This is a genomic window from Ulvibacter sp. MAR_2010_11 (assembly GCF_002813135.1).
GTDB lineage: Bacteria > Bacteroidota > Bacteroidia > Flavobacteriales > Flavobacteriaceae > Altibacter.
In genome coordinates this window covers 2757072-2778390 of record NZ_PHTY01000001.1, presented here as the reverse complement: position 1 = coordinate 2778390, position 21319 = coordinate 2757072, and the positions used below count along the sequence as shown (strand labels likewise).

Sequence of the window (21319 nt, the reverse complement as noted above, 5' to 3'; positions counted from 1 at the left end):
ATGGACCTACAACTACTCACTGAAAATTTGAATACCCATTTTAAGAAAGAACTCCCTTTTGTGGTTTTTTCTTTACCGGATAGTGATTCGCTTGTAGCATTGCTTCAAAACGATTCGCAATTACACACCACCGACACCTTTATAGAGCGATCGGTCGTGATGGCGCCATTTAATTTTACTGAAAGTGCCTATTGTATTCCGTATGCATTGAGCACGATTCTGGAAGCAAAAATTGAAAAGACAACCCCTGTAAGAAAAGAAATAATTCCGCAGGAAGATAATACAGAAAAAGATAGGTATACCAAATTGGTTCAAGAGGCCATACACGTAATTACAATAAAGAACGCAAATAAAATTGTACTGTCCCGTAAGTATCATATGAAATTGAAAAAATTTCAGATTTCAACCCTATGTAACAGAATATTCAACTTGTATCCGGGCGCTTTCCGATATATTTGGTTTCATCCCGATACCGGTCTATGGTGCGGTGCGACTCCCGAAATTCTGGTAAAAACCGAAAACACCTCTTTTACTTCTATGGCGCTGGCGGGAACACAGCCATACAACGAAAAGGCCCCTATCTACTGGAACGACAAAGAAATTGAAGAACAACGATTTGTTACGGATGCTATCACAAATAGTCTTCAAAAAGTAACCGATGTTTTAAAAATCTCAAAAACCTATACTCACAAAGCGGGAACCTTGGCACATTTGCGCACAGATATTACGGGTATTTTGCGGAATGGAAAGGCCACCTTAAAAACAATTACTACAGTTTTACATCCCACTCCCGCCGTTTGCGGTACTCCAAAAAAGGAGGCCAAGAAATTTATAACCGAAAAAGAGGGATACGATAGGGAGTTTTATACAGGTTTTGTAGGGCCTATCTGTGGAAATGACCGTTGTTCCAATCTGTATGTCAATCTTCGATGTATGAAAATCACCGGTAACACGGCAATACTTTATACAGGCGGAGGTATTACCGGGGCTTCAAAACCCTTTGAGGAATGGCAGGAAACACAAAATAAATTGCAAACAATGTTACAGGTATTGCAACCAATGCTGTAATATTGCAGGCTACTTTGTACCTTTGTTGTTAATGAATTTTTCACAGAAAATCCTTTCGCAAACCATCACCCAATTATGCCTTGTCAAAGGAATTGATCATATTGTAATTTCTCCCGGTTCCCGCAATGCGCCGTTAACCATTGGTTTTACCGAGCACCCCGATTTTAAAAATTTCAGTATAGTAGATGAGCGCTGCGCCGCTTTTTTTGCATTGGGACTTGCACAGCAGCTTCAAAAACCTGTCGCCTTGGTGTGTACTTCGGGATCGGCAGTTCTGAATTACTATCCTGCAATTGCGGAAGCCTTTTACAGCGATATCCCTTTGGTGGTGATATCGGCCGACCGCCCTTCCGAATTATTGGAAATGGGGGATGGGCAGACCATCTTACAGGAAAACGTGTTTTCCAATCATATTCTATACAGCGCCAATTGCGTTGAAGGAGAAGCACATCAGACTTTTAATGAAACGGAAATTAATATCGCCCTTAATACAGCCTTCGAATTGCAAGGGCCGGTTCATATCAATGTTCCTTTTTCGGAACCACTATATCTTACAGTACCCGATTTGCAAGTGCGGCCGCAACATGTGCCGGTTAGAAGGTCAACAAACGTACTGACGGAGGATCTCCAGCCTTTTATTAAAGAGTGGAATACCAGCTCCCGAAAAATTATACTTGCAGGAGTGTTATCTCCCAACAGTTTGGAGGAAAAAATGCTCGCAACATTGGCGCAAGATGAGAGCGTGGTGGTTTTTACAGAAACTACTTCCAATCTACATCACACAAATTTTATTCATGCCATCGATCAATTGATAGCGCCGTTGGATGCTAACGGATTTACAGCGCTCCAACCGGATATATTATTGACGTTCGGCGGGATGGTGGTTTCAAAGAAAGTAAAAGCCTTTTTAAGGAGCTATCCTCCAAAGACTCATTGGCATGTCGACCCTAAGAAAGCGTACGACACCTATTTTGTATTAAAACATCACTTTAAGACCACTCCTTCAACTTTTTTAAAGGCATTTTTACCTGAAGCTCAAGTAGTTTCAAGTACTTTTCAGAAAGAGTGGCTAACTGTGAAAAGTTACAGATTGTCACGACATGAGGCCTATCTCGATGAGGTTGCTTTTTCAGATTTTAAGGTGTTTGCCGGACTCTGCGAAGCCCTTCCCAAGAAAAGTATTTTACAATTGGCCAATAGCGCAACCATTCGCTATACGCAGCTTTTTAAAATAGATGCATCCATTGAAGTATTCTGTAACAGAGGAACAAGTGGCATCGATGGCAGTACGAGTACGGCGATAGGAGCTGCCTTTGCTTCAGATAAGCAGGTAGTTTTTGTCACCGGCGATTTGGCTTTTTTCTATGACAGTAATGCGTTGTGGAATAATTATATTCCTAACAATTTCAGAATCATTGTTGTAAATAATAGTGGAGGAGGTATTTTCAGAATTCTTCCCGGGGCTAAGAATACAGCGCATTTTGACACCTATTTTGAAACGAAACACCATCTTTCAGCCAAACATTTAAGCGAGATGTATGGGTTCGAATATCTTTCGGCAAAAAATGAAAAGGAAGTTGAAAATGAATTGAATGAATTTTTTAAAGCTTCGGAAACGCCTAAAGTATTGGAGGTTTTTACACCTTCAGAAGTTAACGACGCTGTTCTAACAGCATATTTTCAATATTTGAAGTAATTTATAGTTCCCCTAAAATTTCCCGGGCCCAATAATATGCCGTCGGTAAATCGTCTACGACCGTAAAGTTTTTATTGTAGAAATTGGCCTCGAGTGCAGCGTTCTTCTTCCCGATTTCGGAAGGTGTTACTATGGCAATTCCTTTTAAAGTCGGAATCTTTTCCAGGTATTTATAGTCATTTGGATTTACCGAATAGGAATTAATTCGGTTGGCAATATAAATCCATGATTTTGCACCTAAATATTGAAGTCCTTTTACCAAAATTGAAAACCCTGTTGCATAAGATAGAGTTACACCTTCATGCGCTTCTACAACTACGAGGTTATCGTAAAAATAGATGTTGCCAATTTCGGTTTCCATCACCTTTTGTAAGGCAAGTGGTTCAGGGAAAAGGTGAGGATTGTGAGGATTCATCGGTTGTGAAAATACTAAAATTGTTCTGAACTTTGCAACGTTTTTTTAGCAATTTTTTCAATTCTGAAATCGTATCTTTGCCGCTATGATTCAACTAGGTGAATACAATACACTTACAATTTTAAGAGAGACAGATCCAGGATTGTATTTAGGCGATAATGAAGAAAATGAACTGTTGCTGCCGCATAAATACAAACCCGAAACTTATGAAATTGGAGATGAAATTCGGGTCTTCTGCTATTTAGACAACGAAGAGCGTCCCATTGCGACTACTTTGGAGCCTTTTGTTATGCTAAATACCTATGGCTATTTACATTGCAGTGACGTTAACGAATTTGGGGCTTTTATGGATTGGGGCTTGGAGAAGCAATTGTTTGTTCCTTTTAAAGAACAAGCGCGCCCTATGAAAGTGGGCAGCTGGTATATTGTTTATATGTATTTGGATGAAAAAACCGATCGCTTGGTGGGTTCGAGCAAGACCGATAAGTTTTTGAATAATGACGTGGTAACTCTCGAAAAATTTGATGAAGTTGATGTTTTGGTTACACACCTCACCGAAAAAGGTGCGAATGTAATTATCAACGGAATGCACAAAGGTCTTATTTATATCGATGATATTTTTGAAGACATCCGCACCGGTGATCGTCTGAAAGCTTTTATAAAAAAGGTACGCGATGACAATAAAATAGACGTTGTATTGCAGCCGCCCGGCTATAGAAGTATTGAGCCCAATGCCAATTTTATTTTGGAAGAGTTAAAAGCAGCCGGCGGATTTCTACCTGTTCATGACAAATCGGATCCCGAAACCATTAAAACAGAGTTGGGGATGAGTAAAAAAAGTTTTAAGAAGGCAATAGGGACGCTTTATAAGGATAAGCAAATTCTTATAAAGGAGGACGGAATTGAGTTGGTATAATACTACTATTACGCTTTTGTTTCAAACTCCGGGCAATCCAAACGAATGTCCTTTGTTAACAGGGGTTTATTCAGCAAATTACAAAAATCACCTTCGCCGTTTTCGGAATGAAACGTACATGCAAAGCACGTTCTTTGTACACTAATTACTCCGCTTTTGTGTAATCCGTAAATTAATTTACTCACCATGGCGTAAAGAGCTTCCAAATTTGTGTTCTCAAGATTGTCCAGACTGTTTTTTATGGGATTCGCAAAATGTGAGGTGGCATTTACCACTGCTTTGCCTTCTTCAGATAACAAAATGGAATAGCTCCTACTATCTTTTGTGGATGGAACCTTTTCAATTAACCTTTTGGCGACAAGGGCTTTTACTGCATCGCTTATGGTAGGCTTTGTTACGTCAAACTCCTTTGAAAGGTAGCTTACGTTACAGTACTCTTCTTTGTGAAAAGCAATAAAAAGCAGGATTTGTATTTGCATGGGGCTAACACCAATTGTTTTTGCGTGCTCCCATAAAAGTGTTCTGAACGCTTCAGAAATACGCTCTAAACCAATTACAATTTTACCGGAAACACTATCCTGTTGGGTGTTGGTATTAAATATACTTTGTTGCATAAAAAAGCCTGCCGCGAGTTAGTCGGAGCAGGCAAAGTTAGATATCCTAATTACTTTTTCAAATTATTACGTACAATTTTCCATTTCAATGATATAGAAACCATTCGCTTCTATAGCATTAACTATGGGTTGCGTTGCTTGTTCCATATGACAGAAGGTACATGCCTTACTATCAAGTCCGTTTGTTTTAAACGCCTTTCCATCTAAATAGTTTCGTCCATATTCAAAAACATTTTCTGAAGGAGTCTCAAACGGAACCAGAATGTCGAAATGCATGGTTATACCATCCTCTCGGCCTACATAGGTGTCCCAAACAGCTACCCTCATTAGTTTTTCAAAGCGTCCAATGAAGCCCCAAAATTTATATGAAGCACATTTCCATTTGGGGTTAATAGAGCAGGGACAGAGTTTACGCCTGCGCTTTCTGCTTCTTTGATTCTTGCTTTGTTTTCTCCCAGATGAACAACTTCAACATTGTTGGGATTTACTAGGTTTAAAATGTCGTTTTCGGCACTTACGCAAACCGGACAACCTGCGTGGTAAAAAATGGATTTAGCCATGATGTTATTTTTTAATTAGAGCATTATTGCTTTTACAAATATAGTAAGGAATCCTAACTAAACAAATTTTTTGCAAATTATTTATGTACAACATTCATGTGTAAGCAAATGTTAAGTGAGAATTAATAGCCTCTCCCAACTCGATAGTGAGCGCAGCGTGAGCAGATGCCATAGGGCGGACAAGGATCCATTAGATTTAAACCGCGAACTTCCTTATAGGCGATATTTTTGACGGTAGTAGTACCGTCTGTTTGATACCCGGGTTTTACTCCAACACTACCTAACAATTTTTGTTGCAGCGGGCCAACATCAACATTCCTTTGAATGTATTTGTCGCCGTCATTAACAGCCGTAGCCATATCGACCGGCTGCCGGTAGTTATCAACATTCATCTGAAAGGTTTTCAACTTGGTTGAAAATGTGGGGCCTTTTTCTAAGGAAAACGAAGGAGCGGTCAAATCTTCTATTTCGGGGAGGGACTCGGCTGTAATGGTAAAATAACGTGTGTCAAAATCGTATTGCGCCATGGCGAATACCGGTAAGAAAAGTAAAAGCAGCACACTTTTTTTCATACAAACAAAGCTATCAATAATGATTCCACAACCTATTTTAATTCTTAAAAGTTTAACTTTTTTGCAGTGGCCTTTGGAACAGCATCCTTATGGACCATAACGCTAATGGTCTTGAGTTTCATATAAGCCTCACTAAAATAGACATACCCACCATTCGCGTTACGGGTTTCGTCGGTGCCCCAACTGTTTTTAACCTTGTAGTACTTTGTGCCATTCTGGTCGCGTAACAGTCCTGTAATATGCATCAAATGATCATCGGTGGTGGTAAAGTTTTCAAATTCATCCTGACGAAACTCCTGGGTGATATTCATTTCTTGATATACGCCTTGCAATGCTTTTATATTATTTTCTGAATCCTTCGGAATTACAGCCACACCGTCTTTGGAAGAGAATGTACGCTCACTTACATCACAATCCAATTCGACTGTAAACCCATTCTGAAGCGCATTATCTACCGTCGAAATTAGTTCCTCTAGCGGAACATTATACATATTGCCGTAGCTCCAGTTATCGGGAATATTCAAAATAAATTGCTCGTAGTAAGGCGCGTGTGAAAAAGAGGTGATGGTCACATAATCATCAGGAACAATCTTCGTCATTTGTAAAAACGACTGTGGTGTGTATTGCTTGCCTTCAAACGTAAAAGTCGCGGGATTTTTACCCAAATACACATCTAAAACGGCTTCAACCGACTTTTTCCAATGCTTGCTGAGTTTTTTTCCGGGATTATCAACGTAGGTCTTTAACATGGCTTCCAATACCGCAACCAGTTCAGCATGATTATGCGTATCTTCCGAAGGAAACAACCCGCTATAGGCTTCATTGGTTACAAGACCATATTCTCTAATCGAATTGATCACATCATGCGCCAATCCGCCCTCACTAAATTGGGCCTTTCCTTGTCGCATTACAAAATTATCGGCTTTTTTAGGATAGGTATTCCTCACCGTGTACATTTCTGAAAGGTCTATTTGCTTTCCGGTAAGGCGAATAATTTCAGATTCCAAAAATGAAGAAGTAGAAAAGCTCCAACAAGTTCCTGTGCGCCCCTGACTAATAACCGGAGTCGCTTCCAGATCTGTTACTGTTGTAAATTGATAGGGTTCTTGTGCAGAAAGGTGAAATGAAATGAATAGAATTCCAAAGAAAGTAAGTAATGTACGCATTGTTGTTATTGAATTAATAAGTCCTTTTTAACGTAGCTTTAAAGCACGGCTTTATTTTTTAACGTATAAAGCATTTCGACTGCGTTCGATGGGACATTGTGAAAATAGTATTTTATCTTTGGGGTAAATTTAATAATTATGAGCACACCCAACTGGAAAACGGTCAAAGAATATTCAGATATCACCTATAAAAAATGTGACGGGGTGGCTCGGGTTGCTTTTAACAGACCCGATGTTCGCAATGCTTTTCGTCCAAAAACAACTTCCGAATTACTGGATGCCTTTCACGATGCCCAGGAAGACACAAGTATTGGCGTAGTGTTGTTATCTGCCGAAGGCCCTTCTGGTAAGGATGGGGTGTATAGTTTTTGCAGTGGAGGCGACCAGAAGGCAAGGGGACACCAGGGCTATGTGGGAGACGATGGGTACCATCGATTAAATATTCTGGATCTACAGCGAATGATTCGCTTTATGCCCAAAGCTGTAATATGCGTGGTTCCCGGATGGGCGGTAGGAGGCGGACACAGTTTACACGTGGTGTGCGATTTGACTTTGGCGAGTAAAGAACATGCAATCTTTAAACAAACCGATGCCGATGTCACCAGTTTCGACGGTGGCTACGGAAGTGCGTATCTGGCGAAAATGGTAGGACAGAAGCGGGCTCGCGAGATCTTTTTCCTCGGAAGAAATTACAGCGCGCAAGAAGCTTTTGAGATGGGAATGGTAAACGCGGTTGTACCACATGATCAATTGGAGCAAACTGCCTTTGATTGGGCGCAGGAAATATTAGCAAAATCGCCCACCTCTATAAAAATGCTGAAATTTGCTATGAACCTAACGGATGACGGCATGGTGGGACAGCAGGTCTTTGCCGGTGAAGCCACAAGACTTGCCTATATGACTGATGAGGCAAAGGAGGGGAGAGATGCTTTCTTAGAAAAACGCAAGCCTAATTTCGATAAGAAGTGGTTGCCGTAGGATGGTGAAGGGTGAAGGGTGAAGGGTGAGCAGTGAAGAGTGAGTGGTGTAGAGTGAGTGGTGAATAGACAACAGAAGTTAGAAAAAAGAAAATAGACTAACTAGACTCCTAAAATCATCATAGTAAATCGTAAATGGTCAATCGTAAATCTTCAATCCAAAATCGTCCTTTTGTCACACCGAAAGGTGAGGAGTAAAAGCTCTTTTAGTTCTCAGGCTATATTCCTTAAGACAATACTTGAAACGACGTTACGGCATCTTCAATTTTGGTCTCTCCTGTTACTATTTCAAATGCTTGGTTTTTGGCGACTTCTGTGTCCAGACTTTTCACCAAGGTTCTTGCTACATCCCAGCGTGGTATTTCACCGGCTTCATTCAGCTTGTGGGCCAGTTTAATCTTCCCTAGACCTTCATTGTTAGTCAATGTTCCCGGGCGAACGATTGTAAAAGTAAGACCGCTAATATCCAGATACTGGTCGGCGTTGTGTTTTGCTTTTAAATAGTCTTCCAGTTCGGTTGCTTGTTCCGGTTTATCGGCGCCCATCGAACTAAGCATCACGAATTTCTTTACACGATGCTTCTTGGAGGCATCAATGAGCTTTATCGCCCCATCCTGATCGACGTTCATAACGTCCTTTCCTCCGGATCCGGCTGCGAAAATCACCCGGTCTATTCCTTCGGTGGTACGCGAAACATCGTTTGTTAAATCACCAAGAACAGTTTCAATGTTCTGCTGTTGAAATTCGTGTTGCTGCTTTTCGTTTCGCACCATAGCCACGGGTTGAAACTTTTCAGAATCCTTTAAAAGAGAAACAATTTTTTTTCCTGTGGCGCCTGTTGCACCGGCTACTAATATCTTTTCCATAATAGGAAGATACAAACTATATCGACTATCGCAGTACAGATTTGGTATGTTTAACGAGCTTTTAGGAGCTTTTTAGTATATATTAACAAGGTCTTGGTGCGTAAAAGTAAAAGAGAAGAAAATGGGGCAACATTTAATTTTGCTCAAAACTCGTTATTCACAAATCTAAAATCCCAAATCCCAAATCCCAAATCGACAATACTTCCTACTTCTTATAGGCATCGGCATGCACCTTGGCAACAGCTCTTCCACTGGGATCGTTCATATTCTTAAAACTTTCGTCCCATTCCAACGCTATCGGGCTGCTACAAGCCACCGAAGGCACTGATGGCACACTTAATGCCGCAGTATCGCTGGGAAAATGTTCTGCAAAAATAGAACGGTAGTAAAACTCTTCCTTGCTGCTTGGCGGCTGAATAGGAAACTTATAATGTGCGTTTTTCAATTGTTCGTCACTCACCTCTTCATTCACCATTTCTTTCAACGTGTCAATCCAGCTATAACCTACACCATCACTAAACTGCTCCTTTTGACGCCAGGCCACGCTCTCTGGCAACATGTCTTCAAAAGCCTTCCGCAATACCCATTTTTCCATACGCTCGCCATTAATCATTTTGTCCTGCGGATTGATGCGCATAGCCACATCCATAAATTCCTTGTCTAGAAATGGCACACGTCCTTCAATGCCCCATGAAGCCAGCGATTTATTCGCTCTTAGGCAATCGTACATATGCAGTTTGTCCAGTTTACGAACGTTCTCCTCGTGAAAATCCTTGGCAGTTGGCGCTTTGTGGAAATAGAGATATCCACCAAAAATCTCATCTGCACCTTCACCTGAAAGCACCATTTTTATACCCATAGCTTTAATTGCCCTGGCCATAAGGTACATAGGGGTAGAAGCACGTATGGTGGTGATGTCATAGGTTTCTAAGTGATAAATCACATCGCGGATGGCGTCAATTCCTTCCTGAATGGTAAATTTTATCTCATGATGCACTGTGTCGAGATGTTTGGCTACCTTTTGTGCAGCTGCCAAATCGGGGGAACCTTCCAAACCAATGGCAAAGGAATGCAGTTGCGGCCACCAGGCCTTATCACGGTCGTCACTTTCAATACGTTTTTCGGCATATTTTTTCGCAATTGCTGAAGTTATGGAAGAGTCCAATCCGCCGGAAAGTAACACGCCATAAGGAACATCACTCATTAACTGACGATGAACAGCTTCTTCCAAAGCCTTACGAAGTGCGGCAATATTGGTTTCATTGTCCTTTACCGCATCGAATTCCATCCAGTCACGGCTGTACCAGCGTTTTAATTCTCCTTCGGTGCTATCTAAATAATGTCCCGGAGGGAAGAGCTCAATTTTTGTACAAACTCCTTCCAACGCCTTTAATTCGGATGCAACATAAAACGTTCCGTTCTGGTCCCAACCCATGTACAAGGGAATAATACCCATATGGTCTCGTGCAATAAGGTATGCGTCTCGTTCAACATCGTAAAGCGCAAATCCGAATATGCCATTCAATTCGTCCAAAAATTTGCTTCCTTTTTCTTTGTAAAGCGCGAGGATCACCTCACAATCACTTTTTGTCTGAAAATTATAACGCCCGTCAAACTGCTTCCGAAGTTGCTGATGGTTGTAAATCTCGCCATTTGCTGCCAGTACGAGGTTCTTATCTTCCGAAAACAAAGGTTGTTTCCCTGAAGTAGGATCCACAATCGCCAGACGTTCGTGCGCCATAATGGTTTTCTCATTACTGAAAATACCACTCCAATCCGGCCCGCGATGCCGTATACATTTAGACATTGCCAAGAGCTGAGGTCGCAAAGCTTCAGAAGGTTCTTTTAAACGAAAGGCACATACAATTCCACACATACTATTTTTATTTTATTTGGTTAGTTTGCTTTTTGAAATCACCCAGCATACTTATAGTAGGTTCGAAGCAAAAAAAAGCCTGTCAAATTTAAAAACTTGACAGGCTCATATATCTCGACAAGTTTTGTTAAGGCATCCGATTATTATTATTTACTGATGAGTTATACATTGACTTGTTTATTGCTTGTTTAGAATTCAAATATCGAATAATTTATTTAATTACCAATTTTTTTCTGAAAAATTATCGCAACTTCGGAAAATTGGAAGGATCAGATTCGCGCATCATTTCGTATACTTTTTCAAAAATATCTTCAGCTGAAGGTTTCGAGAAATAATCGCCGTCTGTGCCGTAGGCGGGGCGATGCGGTTGCGCCGAAAGTGTTTGGGGTTTGCTGTCTAAATATTGATACGCGTTTTGTGTGTCAACAATGTGCTGCATAATGTAAGCCGAAGCTCCTCCGGGAACGTCTTCATCAATCACTAATAACCGATTAGTTTTGGCAACACTTTTACTCAAGTCATGGTTTAAATCGAGCGGCAAAAGTGATTGTATATCAACTACTTCTGCATCAATTCCAACCTGTTGTAGTTCTTTGGCTGCTTCTTCAACAATACGCAGTGTACTTCCGTAGGAAACCAATGTGATATCATTTCCTTCCTTCACGGTTTCAACCACTCCAATAGGGGTTCTAAATTCCCCCATATTGGTTGGCATTTTCTCTTTTAAACGATAGCCGTTTAAACACTCAACTACGAGTGCGGGTTCGTCGGTTTCCAATAAGGTGTTGTAAAAACCGGCTGCTTTTGTCATACTTCGAGGCACCAGAATATACATTCCGCGAAGCAAATGCACCAAGCCACCCATTTGAGAGCCGCTATGCCATATTCCTTCCAAGCGATGGCCACGGGTTCGTACAATAAGGGGTGCTTTTTGTTTCCCTTTAGTGCGATACTGAACAGTTACCAAATCGTCACTCATTATCTGAAGACAATACAGGATATAATCCAGATACTGAATTTCGGCAATAGGGCGTAGTCCTCGCATAGCAAGTCCAATACCTTGTCCCAGAATAGTAGCCTCTCTAATACCAACGTCACTAACCCTTATTTCGCCATACTTCTCTTGCATTCCTTCCAGACCCTGATTTACATCACCAATTTTTCCTGCATCTTCTCCAAAAATCACAACTTCGGGATGTTTTGCAAAGATGGCATCGAAGTTATCACGAAGTACCAATCGGGCGTCTACCTCTTCGGCAGCTTCGTTGTAGGTGGGTTTTATTTCTGAAATGGTTGTAGCGTTTTCTTTTGCTTCGGAATAGAGGTGAGAGCTGTATTTTGGTTGAATGGTTTCAAAATAATTCGAAATCCAGTCCAGTAATTGTCGCTTTTCCGAAGAATCTTCACCTACGACATACCGAAGCGCTTTTCGGGTTGCCGCTGCAATGTCTCTGCGTTGCGCCTCTTTTTCAGAAGCCAAATCGTTTTTAATTTTTTCAATAAAATTCTTATTCGAAGAACTTTCAGCCAGATTTCCTAACAAGGTAATCGCTTCTTGCTGTTCTTCCCGTTGTGGTGCTAAAAACGCATCCCAGGCGGCTTTTTTTCCGTCCCGAACTTCTTTTTTGATATTTTTTTCGAGTTCCGAAAGATCTTCATCGGTCGCAATATTATTAGCAATCATCCACTCCCGCATCTTCACATTGCAATCGAAATCACGCTCCCACTGCAATCTTTCTTCACTTTTATAGCGTTCATGTGATCCGCTGGTAGAATGTCCTTGCGGCTGTGTGAGTTCTTGTACATGAATAAGCACAGGTACATGTTCTTCTCGAGCAATCTTCCCGGCTTTTTCGTAGGTTTCAATAAGTGCGCCGTAATCCCAACCGTTTACACGGAAAATCTCGTAACCATCTTCCTCGTCGTTTCTTTGAAAGCCTTTTAATATTTCTGAAATGTTTTCTTTGGTAGTTTGATGTTTTGCATGTACCGAAATCCCATAGGCATCGTCCCAAACGCTCATCACCATGGGCACTTGCAGTACTCCGGCGGCATTGATGGTCTCCCAAAACAAGCCTTCACTGGTACTTGCATTTCCAATGGTTCCCCATGCAACTTCATTTCCTTTAATCGAAAACTGAGTCATTTTGGAAGCACCTTTGTCGTTTCTAAAGATTTTAGAGGCCTGTGCCAATCCTAACAATCTCGGCATTTGTCCGGCAGTAGGAGAGATGTCTGCACTACTGTTGTATTGTTCGGTTACATTTTTCCAACTCCCGTCTTCATTTAAACTATGTGTGGCAAAGTGACCACCCATTTGCCTTCCGGCGCTCATAGGATCTGCTTCAATATCTGTATGGGCATATAAGCCCGCGAAAAATTGTTGGATATTTAATAGGCCCAAAGCCATCATTAGCGTTTGATCGCGATAGTAACCACTGCGCCAATCACCTTTTTTAAATGACTTGGCCCATGCCAGTTGCGGCACTTCTTTCCCGTCACCAAAAATTCCGAATTTTGCTTTTCCGGTCAAAACTTCACGACGTCCCAACAAACTGCATTCCCGACTTGTAACAGCAATTTTATAGTCGTTGAGTACTTCGGCTTTAAAATCGTTGAAAGAAAGTTCGCTATTTGTCTTAGGGTTTGTCTGCATCTTCAGTGAAATTAGGGATTACAAAAGTAACGAAAAAGCGGTAAAGTTAAAGGCTTAGGTTTTACTTTTCGGCAAAAATCTGAGAATCAATAACCTAGTTAAAGGGAATAGGGAAAAGGGAATAGCGAATAGGGAAAAGGGAAAATGATTTTTTTTAATTTACATTACTGCTTACTGCTTACTGCTTACTGCTTACTGCTTACTGCTTACTGCTTACTGCTTACTGCTTACTGCATACTGCTTACCGCTTACCGCTTACTGCTCACTGCCTACCTACGGTAGGTAAACTCACTGCTCACAAATCAATACCATTCCCTCGTAAACAGGCCTAACAAGGTTTTAAGATCTAAAGTAACTATAAAACGTACTTTTTCGTCGTAATGGGGCAGATTGGGTTCGAAGCCTAAATTAGAATAAATTGGAAAGTACAATTCGAAGTAATCGGCTACTAAACTGGCTCTTATTCCGGCATCGTACACGAATGTGGTTCCTTGATTTTTGTTGTGTACCAAACCTATATCCCCGTAGGCAAAAATCCATTTCCAGATATTGGTACTGGCGTTTAAGGTTGTAATCCAGCTATTGGCAAAGGCAGGTTCTAATTGTGATTTAAAACCGCCTTCGGCGATAATAAGCTGCTGACTAAATAACCCTTGGTCTTCACTTCTTCCGTAGTAGTTATAGTCCAGCATATAGTCTGTTGGGCGATCTAGGGCAAAGCTGAAGAAATCTTCATTCTCCCGGGTATCGTTAAACACAAAGGCGCCGGCAAATAGACGCAGGTTTAATTGTCGGTTATTCAAAAATAATTTTCGGAATTCTAACGTTGCAGAAATTTTACTGAATTTGTCCGATATCTGATAATCGGCTGCGCCTTTAAAAAAGTTTATCAGATTGCGATTCGAATACACATATTGTGCATTAAAAACACTGTAATTAGGCGCTTCGTTGGGCTGTTCGGGATTTTCATCTCTGTAAACATTTACACTTCGCAAGTTGATAAACTCTTTCTCATTATCCCGCAAATCTTTGTTTCTGAAGGCAAAGGTCATAAAGGAGGTGAAGCGTTTGTAGAAAAGATCTTTGTCGTAGGAAAAATAACTTCCCGCAACACCATAGCGCATGGCGTATAAACGATTGTTCTGAAACTGTTGTGTATAAATAAGCGAGCCGCTCCCAATCAAAGTATTGGAGCGAAATCCGTATTGTGGAGACAGATTATAGTGAAATGCTTTTGGAAGCACGGTTTTGTTATACAACTTAGGTCCCAAACTAAAGCCGTCATACAGGTTGTATTCAAACACAGGCATTACGAACAACTGATTGTATTTTGAGTCTCCCACGTCCTGAAATAGCCTGAATTGAACAGGCCTGTTAAGCAAGCCAGATACATTTTTATAATTGTTCCGCTGATTGTATTCGGGGATTATTTCCTCGTAGTTTAGTGCAAGTTTTCGCACGTCTTTAGCAGCTACCGTTACGGTAGTTGTTGAGTCAATAGGAGGAAGCCACTGTTTAAAGATAATTTGATCTTTGTTAAGCCCGTAAAGCGAAATAGGCATGGTGTTATTTCGCAGGTTTTTCACTGTAACTTCCAGAGAATCTCCTTTTTTACGCACCTTATTTATTTTGAAATCAATGGTAACTTCCGAATTGACAAAATCTTCAAAGAACCAATCTACCGGCAGGTCTGTGTTCTGTGAGAGTATGGTTTCAAAATCGGATGTAGTCACCGCTTTCAGTTTCTTTTCTGAATAGAGTTGTTTGATGCTTTTCTCGAGAGCTTCTTTTCCCAGATAATCCGACAAATATTTAAGACCGTCACCTGCATAGTAGTCGTTCGCAATGTTCTTATTGAATTTCACCAAAGAATCTTTGGGTGTGGAGAGTGACTGATTCAAGTTATTACGCGCCATGTTCAAATACAATAGCGGGTATTGGTCATTAAACTCCAGTTTTGAAGCATGGGACCACTTAATTATCCAGAAATCGCTTAGTTTCCCCAGAATTTTCATCTTTGGATAATGAGTATCTACATACTCCATCATCAAATAAATCTGAATCGCACCTGTAAGCCAGTAATCGTTTCGTGGATGCAGCGGAAGTGTGTTCTCTATATAATTTCGAGTGATGGTTTTTAGCTGCTCCATGTCGTATTCGAAGCCATCAGGAAACGGACTTATAAAGTCGGGCAACTGATTTAAACCATAGACCGGACTGTTGCGATACTCTTCTTCGCTGCTAATCATTTTCTCGAACGGATAGGGTCCCAGTTTGTCGTCCAAAAAGTGAGTAATGCGATCGATAACCAGCGCACGGATGGGCGGTGTTACCTTTTCTTCAGGGATGTTTGTTATCACTTCCAGCTTGTCGGTCACAATGGTTTCAAAGTTGGAAACCTGTTCCAAATAAATTACAGCCTGTACGCGATTTTCTCCTGAAAGTGTTGTGATTTTATCGTTTTCTGAAATTACTTCAGAAACGACATCGAGTTCAGACACTAAAGAATATTGCTTCGGCGCTTTAAAAGTCACCAAAAAGTTGGATGGCAGCAGATAAAGGTCTTCCGTATTTTTGTTACTATAGGCCTGCCATTGTCCGTTGAAAACCGCAGGCGACATATACCAATACTGAAGCTTATAATCATTGTTTTTATTTACGCCGAAACGTGTAAATCGGTCATTGGGAACTTTTACCTTGTACAACAACTTTAGTGTGAATTCCGCTCCCGGTTGTAGTGGAGTATCCAGTATTACCTTGATAATATCGACTTCGTCACCACGCTGCCATTCTAGAGGTTTGGAAGACGCATTGGTGATACTGAATACAGTAGTTTTGCCTCTATACTTATCTTTTTCAAAATGAAACGAGCTATCGTAATTTTCAGCAAAACGTTTGGCGAGAGGCGTGGTTTTATTTGAGAAACTGTTGGCCCAATCGTTTAAATAAATTTCTGTGAGTACTTCCTTGGAAGTATTGGCGTATACAATTTGTTGTGAGATATTAATTTCCTTGGTTTCAGGCAATAATTGTGCATTTATCGAAATGTCATGCTGCGCCAACATGGATGCCGTACAACAACAAAACAGTACTAAAATGAAACCGATTATTCTCAAGAAATTCTTATGTATTTAATAGCAGATGCAAGTTTTGCTAAAAGTTGGGGCTTAAATTAAATTTATCGTAGAAATCGTTCAAAATCTCAAGGACTTCGTCTTCGGTGTCCACAATATGCACCAAATCCAAATCTTCCTTACTAATATTGTTGTTCTGCTCAAGAAGTGTTCCTTTAATCCAATCCATCAGTCCGGTCCAAAATTCGGTACCAACAAGAATAAGGGGAAACTTGTCAATTTTATGTGTTTGTATTAATGTAAAAGCTTCAAAAAATTCATCCAAGGTTCCAAATCCGCCGGGCATTACTACAAAGCCCTGTGAATATTTAACGAACATCACCTTTCTAACAAAAAAGTAATCGAAATCGATACTCTTGTCGCTGTCTATATACGGATTGTCATGCTGTTCGAATGGTAAGGTGATATTTAGTCCTACTGAAGTTCCTCCGGCCAAATGGGCTCCTTTATTTCCGGCTTCCATGATTCCCGGGCCTCCACCTGTTATCACGCCATAACCGTTTTCGGTAATTTTTTTGGCAATACTTTCGGCCAACTTATAGTATTTATGGTCCGGTTTGGTTCGTGCCGACCCGAATATTGATACGCAGGGGCCAATCCGACTCATTTTTTCATATCCGTTCACAAACTCGCCCATGATCTTAAAAATAGCCCAGGAGTCGTTTGTTTTTACTTCATTCCAGTTTTTTGAGTTGCCTTCTATTCTCATTTAATTTACTTCAAACTTCATTCAACAATTATTTTTGCAATATACTACTACAACAATTAAGTTTCAACAAGCCCTATTTTTACTAGAGTTTTCAGGGACTAATGTAATTCTTTTTTAAGGAACTGTGCCGTATAGCTTTTTTTATGTGTAATCAATTCTTCGGGCGTGCCTAAGGCCATTATCTCTCCGCCTTTTTTACCACCTTCCGGTCCAATATCTATTATATAGTCGACCGTTTTTATTACTTCCAGGTTGTGCTCGATAATTACTACAGTATTTCCTTTGTCCACCAATTTATTCAGCACAATTAGTAAAACCCTTATATCTTCAAAATGCAGTCCGGTTGTAGGTTCGTCCAGAATATAGAAGGTGTTACCCGTATCTCGTTTCGACAATTCCGTGGCTAGTTTTATACGCTGCGCCTCACCGCCCGAAAGGGTTGTGGATTGTTGTCCAAGCGTAATGTAACCTAAACCTACATCTTTTATGGTTTTTAATTTTCTGAAAATCTTCGGAATGGATTCAAAAAAGTCACAGGACTCGTTGATGGTCATTTCCAGCACATCGTAAATCGATTTCCCTTTAAATCTAATTTCCAGTGTTTCCCTGTTAAAACGTTTCCCCTGGCAGGTTTCGCATTCAACATACACATCGGGCAAAAAGTTCATTTCGATAACACGTAAACCCCCGCCTTTACAGGTTTCACATCTTCCTCCGGCCACATTAAAACTGAAACGTCCCGGTTTATAACCACGAATCATTGCTTCGGGAACCTTTGCAAAGAGGTTTCGTATTTCAGAAAATACGCCGGTATAGGTTGCCGGATTGGAGCGCGGTGTTCTTCCAATGGGCGACTGATTGATATCGATAACCTTGTCAATATTTTTTAAGCCGACAATCTTTTTATAGGGCATGGGCTTTTTCACCCCGTTAAAAAAGTGTGCGTTTAAGATAGGATACAGCGTTTCATTTATTAAGGTAGATTTTCCACTACCCGAAACGCCCGTAACACCAATCATGGTGGCCAGCGGGAAGGTAACCGATACATTTTTTAGATTATTTCCGGTCGCTCCGCTAAGTGAGAGGGTTTTGCCATTTCCCTTTCTGCGTTGTTTCGGAATGGCAATTTCTCGGGTTCCGTTGAGATAATCGGCCGTAAGGGTGTGATGTTTTTTTGTTTCTGAAGGGGTTCCTATTGAAACTATTTCGCCGCCATGTCTTCCTGCCGCCGGACCAATGTCTATCACATAATCGGCGTGTTCTATCATGTCTTTGTCGTGTTCCACTACGATCACCGAATTTCCAATATCCCGCAACTGAAGCAGGGACTGAATAAGTTTAGCATTGTCGCGTTGATGTAAGCCAATACTGGGTTCATCCAAAATATACAGAACACCCACCAATTGCGATCCAATTTGAGTTGCAAGTCGAATCCGCTGTGCCTCTCCTCCTGAAAGCGACTTCGAACTTCTGTCCAAAGCCAGATAGGTCAACCCCACATTTACCAAAAACTGAAGTCGGGCGCGCACTTCTTTTATAATTTCGGATGCGATGATACGCTGTGTTTCGGATAGATTTTTTTCCAATTTTGAAAACCAATCGGCCAGTTCGACCACATCCATATGCGCCAGTTCGGCAATGTTTTTGCCATTCACTTTAAAGTATAGGGATTCTTTTCGCAAGCGGCTTCCGCCGCATTCGGGACAGGAAATTTTGTCCATATATTCCTTGGCCCATCTGCGTAACGATTTAGAATCGTTGGCCGCAAAGGTGTTTTGAAGAAAGGTCGCCACTCCTTCAAAATCTATTTTGTAGCTTCGGGTGATACCCAGTGTTTTCGATTCGATGTCGAACTTTTCATTGCCCCCATGAAAAATAACGTCTTTCGCTTCCTGCGGAATTTTTTCAAACGGGTCGCTTAATTTAAACTGATAGCGTTCAGCAATAAGCTCCAATTGCTTAAATACCCAATTGCTTTTTTGAGGTCCGTGTGGCGCTAACGCTCCTTGTTTGATAGACAGACCGGGATTGGGAACTATTTTATTGATATTGACTTCGTATAATTTCCCTAAGCCCTTGCAATGAGGACACATCCCTTTGGGAGAGTTGAAGGAAAAATTGTTGGGCTCGGGATTCGGATAAGAAATTCCGCTTGACGGACACATAAGGGATCTACTGAAATAACGCACCTCGTTAGTTTCATTGTCCAACACCATAAGCACGTCATCGCCGTGATACATAGCCGTAATAATAGTTTCTGAAAGGCGTTTGTCGGTATCACTTTGATCGGTTCCATCTTCAGAGGGTGCTGAAATTTTTAATCGATCTACAACAATTTCTATATCGTGATTTTTATATCTGTCGACCTTCATGCCCTTAACGAGGTCCATTACATCGCCGTCAACGCGCACTTTTAAAAAGCCCTGTTTTGCAACCTGCTCGAATAATTCGCGATAATGACCCTTTCGGGAACGCACGACCGGGGCGAGGACACTTACCTTTTTACCGGCAAAGTCGTCTATGATAAGCTGTTTTATTTGATCGTCACTATAACTCACCATCTTCTGGCCGGTATTATAGCTATAGGCATCACTGGCGCGGGCGTAGAAAAGACGAAGGAAATCGTAAATTTCAGTGATGGTACCCACTGTAGATCTTGGGCTCTTGCTGGTTGTTTTTTGTTCTATGGCAATTACGGGTGAAAGTCCGTCGATCTTATCTACATCGGGTCGTTCTAAACTTCCAAGGAATTGTCTGGCGTATGCCGAAAAGGTTTCAATATAGCGTCGCTGTCCTTCAGCATAAATAGTATCAAAGGCTAATGAAGATTTTCCGCTGCCCGAAAGGCCTGTAATTACTACTAATTTTTCCCTTGGGATACGTACATCTATGTCCTTTAAATTATGAACTCTTGCCCCAAGAACTTCAATAAAATCTTCATTTTTTGCCATAGTTTGCAAAGGTACTCAATTGGAATGAAAATCTATAGTGGATATGAATCTGAAGTTAATAATTTTAAGAGGCATATTTTCTGAAGTGTATGGCATCATTTACCCGTTGATTTCTTTAGATAAAAAGGGATAGAAACTAATGGTAATAAAGAAAATAACGCTTATCACAAAAGCGAAACTCACAATAAGAGTAAGTATTGAAAGGTTGAAAAGCAAGAAGAATATTGGAAGCAGGACTCCAAACAATACTAAAAACAGGAACAGACCATACATATACCGAAAGAAGCCCGGCATTTTCCTGTTAGACTCATCCTGAAACTGATACAATTGCGGAATCACTTCCTTGGTCATATATTCTCCTAGTTTCGACAAGAAGATTTCATTAAATGAAGAATCTTCAAACGCCTCACTGTCAATGGTATTGGCCAACGACATTATTTTGTCTTGATGCCGTTCAAAAACCGCATTTAAGTCCAGTGCTTCTTTAAACACCGCGTATTTATATCCGAAGTAATACCACAATCCCGATCCGCATTTATGTTCTAACCACTTGGCGACAATGTCTTTGCTGTACATTTTCGGGAAGGCAATGTCTTCAGGGACGTTTTTTTCCTTCGGACCGGTAAGCAGCAGCGATTTCATCTCGAGGTACAAATTCTCCGTATCAGCATAATTATGGTTTTCCTGAAGGAATTCAATCGCCAACTTGGATTTTCCTTTGTAAAATTCCTTTACTTCAAAAAAGGTAAGTCCGGCAAATTCATCATCTATGTATTCCTTTAAACCCGGAAGCCAAATTTTGGAACGAAAGAGCAATTCCACTATAGAACGAAAGGTGTGCATTTTTTGGGTAAACTTGCCCAAATTGTCTACTACATTGGCTTTGGTGTTTTTTAAATTCATTGCAGCCACAGCGAGATAGACCATGATTACGGCACTTAAGAAGCCGCTAATTCCTATAAAAATTGTAGTGAGTTGTGTAAGCGTTTCGGTAAAAGTAGGAGTAGAAGATACCTTTTGCCATAGAAGAAATATTAATCCAATGCAGAGAAGCCCACTAATAAGTAATGGGATGAAGGCAAACAAATCCTTAAAGACAGATTTATTTCTCATAATGGAGGTCACGAACAAGAAGCTATGAAA

Annotated in this window: 17 protein-coding genes; 4 read left to right on the top strand and 13 right to left on the bottom strand. The window is 40.8% G+C overall.

Going from position 1 to position 21319, the window contains the following annotated elements:
- Together ATE92_RS12735 and menD are read left to right on the top strand one after the other, a co-directional pair.
- Entirely contained in the window at nt 1-1068 is a 1068-nt protein-coding gene (locus ATE92_RS12735; protein WP_100804073.1) for an isochorismate synthase, read from the top strand.
- Between the two features lie 31 nt (nt 1069-1099).
- Nucleotides 1100-2764, top strand: coding sequence for a 2-succinyl-5-enolpyruvyl-6-hydroxy-3-cyclohexene-1-carboxylic-acid synthase (gene menD / locus ATE92_RS12730; protein WP_100804072.1), 1665 nt, complete (start codon nt 1100-1102; stop codon nt 2762-2764).
- 1 nt (nt 2765) lies between these two features.
- On the opposite strand, the gene ATE92_RS12725 is transcribed toward menD, so the two are convergent.
- Nucleotides 2766-3179: a hypothetical protein gene (locus ATE92_RS12725; RefSeq protein ID WP_100804071.1), complete on the bottom strand. Its 414-nt coding sequence runs from the start codon at nt 3177-3179 to the stop codon at nt 2766-2768.
- Between the two features lie 85 nt (nt 3180-3264).
- On the opposite strand from ATE92_RS12725, the gene ATE92_RS12720 reads away from it, so the two are divergent.
- Nucleotides 3265-4095 (top strand): S1 RNA-binding domain-containing protein, encoded by an 831-nt coding sequence (locus tag ATE92_RS12720; RefSeq protein ID WP_100804070.1) that lies wholly within the window; start codon nt 3265-3267, stop codon nt 4093-4095.
- Nucleotides 4096-4103: 8 nt separating this feature from the next.
- Here the strand turns inward: ATE92_RS12720 and ATE92_RS12715 are convergent, their stop codons facing one another.
- The 5 genes from ATE92_RS12715 to ATE92_RS12695 form a co-directional block, all read right to left on the bottom strand.
- Entirely contained in the window at nt 4104-4709 is a 606-nt protein-coding gene (locus ATE92_RS12715) for a MarR family winged helix-turn-helix transcriptional regulator (RefSeq protein WP_100804069.1), read from the bottom strand.
- 66 nt (nt 4710-4775) lie between these two features.
- Entirely contained in the window at nt 4776-5036 is a 261-nt protein-coding gene (locus ATE92_RS12710; protein WP_100804068.1) for a DUF2024 family protein, read from the bottom strand.
- Nucleotides 5036-5269 carry a thioredoxin family protein gene (locus ATE92_RS12705; protein WP_100804067.1) on the bottom strand — a complete coding sequence of 78 codons (234 nt, stop codon included), beginning with the start codon at nt 5267-5269 and terminating at the stop codon, nt 5036-5038. Before ATE92_RS12705 ends, ATE92_RS12710 begins: the two co-directional genes overlap by 1 nt.
- A 122-nt stretch (nt 5270-5391) precedes the next feature.
- The gene (locus ATE92_RS12700; protein WP_100804066.1) at nt 5392-5841 is read right to left on the bottom strand and encodes a hypothetical protein; all 450 of its coding nucleotides are present in this window, start codon (nt 5839-5841) and stop codon (nt 5392-5394) included.
- Between the two features lie 44 nt (nt 5842-5885).
- Nucleotides 5886-7007 carry an aminopeptidase C gene (locus ATE92_RS12695; RefSeq protein ID WP_100804065.1) on the bottom strand — a complete coding sequence of 374 codons (1122 nt, stop codon included), beginning with the start codon at nt 7005-7007 and terminating at the stop codon, nt 5886-5888.
- Between the two features lie 138 nt (nt 7008-7145).
- On the opposite strand from ATE92_RS12695, the gene ATE92_RS12690 reads away from it, so the two are divergent.
- Complete coding sequence (locus ATE92_RS12690; protein WP_100804064.1) at nt 7146-7985, top strand: 1,4-dihydroxy-2-naphthoyl-CoA synthase; 840 nt, start codon at nt 7146-7148, stop codon at nt 7983-7985.
- Nucleotides 7986-8211: 226 nt separating this feature from the next.
- Here the strand turns inward: ATE92_RS12690 and ATE92_RS12685 are convergent, their stop codons facing one another.
- The 7 genes from ATE92_RS12685 to ATE92_RS12655 all read right to left on the bottom strand — a co-directional run bounded on the left by ATE92_RS12685 (nt 8212) and on the right by ATE92_RS12655 (nt 21289).
- Entirely contained in the window at nt 8212-8850 is a 639-nt protein-coding gene (locus ATE92_RS12685; RefSeq protein ID WP_100804063.1) for an SDR family oxidoreductase, read from the bottom strand.
- 205 nt (nt 8851-9055) lie between these two features.
- Nucleotides 9056-10726 (bottom strand): asparagine synthase B, encoded by a 1671-nt coding sequence (asnB, locus tag ATE92_RS12680; RefSeq protein WP_100804062.1) that lies wholly within the window; start codon nt 10724-10726, stop codon nt 9056-9058.
- Between the two features lie 241 nt (nt 10727-10967).
- The gene (locus ATE92_RS12675) at nt 10968-13382 is read right to left on the bottom strand and encodes a thiamine pyrophosphate-dependent enzyme (RefSeq protein ID WP_100804061.1); all 2415 of its coding nucleotides are present in this window, start codon (nt 13380-13382) and stop codon (nt 10968-10970) included.
- Between the two features lie 302 nt (nt 13383-13684).
- Nucleotides 13685-16447 carry a metalloprotease gene (locus ATE92_RS12670; protein ID WP_100804060.1) on the bottom strand — a complete coding sequence of 921 codons (2763 nt, stop codon included), beginning with the start codon at nt 16445-16447 and terminating at the stop codon, nt 13685-13687.
- A gap of 88 nt (nt 16448-16535) precedes the next feature.
- The gene (locus ATE92_RS12665; RefSeq protein ID WP_100804059.1) at nt 16536-17225 is read right to left on the bottom strand and encodes a TIGR00730 family Rossman fold protein; all 690 of its coding nucleotides are present in this window, start codon (nt 17223-17225) and stop codon (nt 16536-16538) included.
- A 98-nt stretch (nt 17226-17323) separates the two neighbouring features.
- A complete protein-coding gene (gene uvrA / locus ATE92_RS12660) occupies nt 17324-20176 on the bottom strand; it encodes an excinuclease ABC subunit UvrA (protein ID WP_100804058.1) in 2853 nt (950 codons plus the stop codon).
- 99 nt (nt 20177-20275) lie between these two features.
- Nucleotides 20276-21289: a hypothetical protein gene (locus tag ATE92_RS12655; RefSeq protein ID WP_157809635.1), complete on the bottom strand. Its 1014-nt coding sequence runs from the start codon at nt 21287-21289 to the stop codon at nt 20276-20278.
- Nucleotides 21290-21319: the final 30 nt, after the last annotated feature.

Excerpts from the sequence above, each read along its gene's own strand:
- ATE92_RS12735 (WP_100804073.1), top strand. The coding sequence starts at position 1 with ATGGACCTACAACTACTCACTGAAAATTTGAATACCCATTTTAAGAAA.
- menD (WP_100804072.1), top strand. The coding sequence starts at position 1,100 with ATGAATTTTTCACAGAAAATCCTTTCGCAAACCATCACCCAATTATGC.
- ATE92_RS12725 (WP_100804071.1), bottom strand. The coding sequence starts at position 3,179 with ATGAATCCTCACAATCCTCACCTTTTCCCTGAACCACTTGCCTTACAA.
- ATE92_RS12720 (WP_100804070.1), top strand. The coding sequence starts at position 3,265 with ATGATTCAACTAGGTGAATACAATACACTTACAATTTTAAGAGAGACA.
- ATE92_RS12715 (WP_100804069.1), bottom strand. The coding sequence starts at position 4,709 with ATGCAACAAAGTATATTTAATACCAACACCCAACAGGATAGTGTTTCC.
- ATE92_RS12710 (WP_100804068.1), bottom strand. The coding sequence starts at position 5,036 with ATGAGGGTAGCTGTTTGGGACACCTATGTAGGCCGAGAGGATGGTATA.
- ATE92_RS12705 (WP_100804067.1), bottom strand. The coding sequence starts at position 5,269 with ATGGCTAAATCCATTTTTTACCACGCAGGTTGTCCGGTTTGCGTAAGT.
- ATE92_RS12700 (WP_100804066.1), bottom strand. The coding sequence starts at position 5,841 with ATGAAAAAAAGTGTGCTGCTTTTACTTTTCTTACCGGTATTCGCCATG.
- ATE92_RS12695 (WP_100804065.1), bottom strand. The coding sequence starts at position 7,007 with ATGCGTACATTACTTACTTTCTTTGGAATTCTATTCATTTCATTTCAC.
- ATE92_RS12690 (WP_100804064.1), top strand. The coding sequence starts at position 7,146 with ATGAGCACACCCAACTGGAAAACGGTCAAAGAATATTCAGATATCACC.
- ATE92_RS12685 (WP_100804063.1), bottom strand. The coding sequence starts at position 8,850 with ATGGAAAAGATATTAGTAGCCGGTGCAACAGGCGCCACAGGAAAAAAA.
- asnB (WP_100804062.1), bottom strand. The coding sequence starts at position 10,726 with ATGTGTGGAATTGTATGTGCCTTTCGTTTAAAAGAACCTTCTGAAGCT.
- ATE92_RS12675 (WP_100804061.1), bottom strand. The coding sequence starts at position 13,382 with ATGCAGACAAACCCTAAGACAAATAGCGAACTTTCTTTCAACGATTTT.
- ATE92_RS12670 (WP_100804060.1), bottom strand. The coding sequence starts at position 16,447 with ATGTTGGCGCAGCATGACATTTCGATAAATGCACAATTATTGCCTGAA.
- ATE92_RS12665 (WP_100804059.1), bottom strand. The coding sequence starts at position 17,225 with ATGAGAATAGAAGGCAACTCAAAAAACTGGAATGAAGTAAAAACAAAC.
- uvrA (WP_100804058.1), bottom strand. The coding sequence starts at position 20,176 with ATGGCAAAAAATGAAGATTTTATTGAAGTTCTTGGGGCAAGAGTTCAT.
- ATE92_RS12655 (WP_157809635.1), bottom strand. The coding sequence starts at position 21,289 with ATGAGAAATAAATCTGTCTTTAAGGATTTGTTTGCCTTCATCCCATTA.